At 67.8% G+C, this 4105-nt stretch carries 4 protein-coding genes; 1 reads left to right on the forward strand and 3 read right to left on the reverse strand.

Features of this window, described 5'->3' with window-relative positions:
• From VGH85_11995 to VGH85_12005, 3 genes are all read right to left on the reverse strand, one after another.
• On the reverse strand, window positions 1-548 hold a 548-nt coding region (locus tag VGH85_11995; GenBank protein HEY2174519.1), incomplete at its 3' end, for an SDR family oxidoreductase.
• Between the two features lie 191 nt (window positions 549-739).
• Window positions 740-1627 (reverse strand): hypothetical protein, encoded by an 888-nt coding sequence (locus VGH85_12000; GenBank protein ID HEY2174520.1) that lies wholly within the window; start codon window positions 1625-1627, stop codon window positions 740-742.
• A 47-nt stretch (window positions 1628-1674) separates the two neighbouring features.
• Complete coding sequence (locus VGH85_12005; GenBank protein HEY2174521.1) at window positions 1675-3345, reverse strand: PEP-utilizing enzyme; 1671 nt, start codon at window positions 3343-3345, stop codon at window positions 1675-1677.
• Between the two features lie 544 nt (window positions 3346-3889).
• On the opposite strand from VGH85_12005, the gene VGH85_12010 reads away from it, so the two are divergent.
• Window positions 3890-4105 (forward strand): helix-turn-helix domain-containing protein (locus VGH85_12010; protein ID HEY2174522.1); only part of this gene is annotated, 216 nt, incomplete at its 3' end.

The following is a 4105-nucleotide window of genomic DNA, read 5'->3' on the forward strand; positions in this document are numbered from 1 at the left end:
GCCGCGACGTCGCCGGCGAGTGCGTCGCCGAGGACGAGCCCGCAGATCATGGTGTTGACGCGCAGACCCTGTGGGCCGTAGTCGGTGGCCATCTGGCGGGTGAGAGCGCCCATTGCGCCCTTGCAGACCGAGTAGGCGGGCAGCGACGCGATGCCCGCGACCGCCGCGAGCGAGGAGATGTTGACGATGGACCCGCCGGGGGATTTGAGAAGTTGCGGGATGGCGTACTTGCAGGCCCAGAACAGCCCGTAGATCCCGACCTGGATGATCCGTCCGAACCCGTCGGTGTCCATGTCGGCGATCGGCCGTTCGCTGGATCCGACCTGGTCCATGGCCATGGCGTTGTTCACCAGGGAGTCGAGTCGGCCGGTGGGCGCGGCGGCCGCCGCGATCAGCTCCCGCACACTCGCTTCATCGGTGACGTCCGCCTGGATGAACCGTGCCTGACCACCTTTGTCGGTGATCTGTTGTTCGATCTGCCGACCCTGGGTTTCACTGCGCCCGGTGAGCACCACGCTGGCTCCCTCGGCGGCAAACCGCTCCGCCATGGCCGCTCCGAAACCTTTCGTGGAGCCGGTGACCAGCACGGACTTACCGTGTAGACGCCCGGTACCTCCGTCGGCGGGCTGGGTTTGCATGCCGGAGCCTTTCAGTTTCCCACGCGAACCCGGCCGGCCGTCCTCAGCGGATGACGACAGGCGGCCGGGTTCGGTGGTGTGCGAGGTGGTCGTGCCGCTGGTCAGGCCTGCCGGCGCAGGATTCCCTGCTCGATGATCCCGAAGCCCACGTCGCCGTCGCTGGTGCGGACCTCGACGAGATCGTCGTACGAGGTGAACGCCACCGGCCCGGTCGGATCGTTGAGCGGGCAGTTGATGCGGGCCTCGGGCTTACCCAGGCTCAGACTCAGGGGTGACCCGTTGTCCAGCACGAGGTCGAGTTCGGCGATGTTGCCCCACGGGTCGCGCCGGCGGACCGTGGCGTCGGCGACGCTCTCGTTCCGGGACCCGACCAGCTGCCCGTGCGCCGGGATATCCCCATCCAGCGTCTGGAACTTCATGGTGGCCAGATCGAAGTCGTCGAAGAGGAAGAACCCGGCGTAGTACTCGGTCCAGGACGAGATCTCCTGACGGAATCCCCACGTGCGGTCGCGGACCACTCCGCCGGAGAGCTGGAGGGTGGTCGATCCCATCGTGACGGTCCCGGTGAGGGTGCCGGCCTGCTCGAAATGCTGCAGCGGCTCGTTCGGCCGCAGCCCGGGCAGCGCTCCGGACGGCGAGTAGTCGATCGCCTCCCGAAGTGGGCTGAGATCCAGGTGCAGCTCGAAGTCGTCCGACTTCGCCTCGAGATGTCCACCCAGGTCGAACGAGATGTGCTCGGACTCGAACGTCATCGGGTTCAGCCGTTCCCAGATCTCCGCCGGGCGTTTGTCGACCACGACCGAGCATCTGGCCCACATGCCCGCATCGGTGCGCCCACCCTGCAGGTGGGTGGTGCCGTAGAAGCCGCGCTCGCGGTCGTACAGGGTGAGGAAGAGGTTCTCCCGCCACGGCGGGTCGTCCGGTGAGAAGACGCGGTCGGTGTGCATGGGCTCGGCCAGCGGCCCCCACGGGCCTCGGGAGTCGGACATTTCTCGTCCTTCCTGGAGTCGATCATTGGTGAACCTTGATGGGACGGTCAGGAAGAGCTGGCGGCACGTTCGAGCACCGTCACGATGCCGGTGGTGCCGTCGACCCGGCAGCGGTCGCCGGTCCGGATGCTGCGGGTCCCGGTGATCGTGTTCACGACACAGGGCACCGCGAGCTCGCGCGCCACGATGGCGGCGTGGGACAGCGCCCCGCCGATGTCCACCACCAGGGCGGCGGAGATGAACATGATCGACGACCAGCTGGGGTCCGTGGCGGCAGCGACCAAGATCTCGCCGGGCTCGACATAGTCGAAGTCTGGGTCGGTCACCACCCGCGCGAATCCCTCGACCACACCCGGACTGACCCCGACACCGTTGACCGAGTCCGCTGCCCGCGACTCCGCCGTCGCGACGATGGGTACCGGGTCGCCCTGCCAGTGCGTGGGCAGTTCGATCGAGCGGTAGTAGGCGTAGCGCTCGCGGCGACGCTCGATCAGGCCGCGGATGTCGTCGGGGCGGCGGCCCGCGATCTCACTCTCGGTCAGGAAGAACACGTCGTCGCCGGTGGCGATCGTCCCGTCCGACGCCAGGAGGTCACCGACCCGCCGGGCAGCTGCCCGGATCGTGTCCGAGGCCTGCAGGAACGACTCCTTGGCCATGCCCCGGAGCGGGATCACGGTGCTGGCGGTGTGCAGCACCCGGCGGGCCAGTGGACGCCTGACCGGGGGCAACGCCGCGAGGATGTCCCGCTCCAGCTCGAGGCGGCGATCGCGCAGTGCGGCTTCCCGCGCGAGCGGGTTCCGCTCCTCGTCCATGACGGCGTACTCGGCGACCAGCCGATGCAGCGCGGTGGCGTCCTCACGCCACACCCGCGACGACAGCTCGCCCTCGTGCGGCCCATGGAAACCGTTCCGGTCCACGACCTCCGAGATGTCCATCTCGCCGCGGGACGCTCTCCAGAGATCAGCGACCACCGCTGTCTCAGGGACCGATCCGTAGCCGCTGGCGAGGCTCGTCATGTCGCCGACGCCCACGCCGGCCGTGAGCTTCTCCAGGACGTTGTAGATCGGCTGCACCACACAGAACAAGGTCGTCGCCTGCAGCGCCACGTTCCGCCGGAAACGCGCTGTCGCCTCCGAGAACAGCCGCACCGCCGCCGTATGGTCCAGGTCGGGAACGGACGCGATCTGACAGCGCCACCACTGGTGGGTATCCGCCGCTGTGGCACGCAGTACCGACGGAATCCGGAAGAAGGTGTACGGCATTCGGGCGGCAATGATCGGGTACCGGCGGCGGGTCCGCAGACCGACCAAAGTTTCCGGTACGCGACCGAAGACCTGTTCCGCGATCGCGGCTCCGGATGTGCCGGGGATGCGATCACCCATGGAGCACAGGAAATCCAGCTGCACGGCGCCGCGCCCGTAGAAGGCCCTCGAGAACCGCTTCTCCCGATCGAGGGGTACCCGTGCCTCCCCGCGGGTCGCCGCGCCCAACGCGTGGAACGCCTCACGGGTTGCGCCCTCGGCGGCAACCTCCCACAGATCCCAGGTCAAGGTGGTCAGCACACCAGGCAGCGCCTCGCCGATATTGGCCCGTGACCACAGTCGGCCCGGGGGGCTCCCGGCGTGCAGCGGATCCCAGGACTCCGCCGGCAACGGCCCCGCGGCAGACCCTGCCGCCGGCAGCTCGGACCCGGGCCCGGAAGGCGAGAGCGCGGTCATCCCGCAAGCCGGGACCGGGTCCGCGACAACGGCGCCGAAGCGACCAAGCCGGGGGGACAACCGCCAACGCGGTGACACAACGTGGTTACAAGATGCACCATTGCACCGCTCGCTTCGGGGATCGATGAACGCGGTGGGCCGAGGAAACGAAGTTTCGAGAAGGTTGTAACTGCCCAACGTAGAGCAACTGCTATCTGACGGTAGAGGCTCGCCAGCACGCGGTCAAGTCCGCGATATCACCCGATCCAGCTCAGGGGAGCGATCTGATCAGTACAGATGCTCGGCTGGTCGGGCGAGGTTCCCAGGCGGAGCCTCTTCGGATGGCAGCTATAGAGCGAACACTACCCATAGGGAGCGACGTCGTCGTCTTACGCCCACTGCCTCCGGCGCGCACGTCACGGGGAGGGGTCGAGCGAGCGCGCCTGCCCGTATCGGTGACTGTGAGTGATGGACACGGCGACCGTCGGGACGAAGGGTGGCGTGGACGGAGCTGCCGTCCGGGTGTGAGACAGGGCAGGCGCCCGCATCTGAGACAATCGCTCCGATGGCCACGCCCCCGGGATCTCAAGATCGTTCGAGTGGTGCCCGCGTCGCGCGGTCGTCCACCGTTATTCGAGAACTGATCCTGAACGCCGCTCGGCAGTGCTTCGCCGAGGGCGGCCTGGCCGGCACGACAACCCGGCAGATCGCGGCCAGGGCCGACGTGGTCGAGAACCTTATCTTCAAACATTTCGGCACGAAGTCTCGGCTCTTCGACGAA

Source organism: Mycobacteriales bacterium (assembly GCA_036497565.1).
Classification (GTDB): domain Bacteria; phylum Actinomycetota; class Actinomycetes; order Mycobacteriales; family QHCD01; genus DASXJE01.

Coding starts and splice junctions, on each gene's coding strand:
- VGH85_12000 (HEY2174520.1), bottom strand. CDS start 1,627: ATGTCCGACTCCCGAGGCCCGTGGGGGCCGCTGGCCGAGCCCATGCAC.
- VGH85_12005 (HEY2174521.1), bottom strand. CDS start 3,345: ATGACCGCGCTCTCGCCTTCCGGGCCCGGGTCCGAGCTGCCGGCGGCA.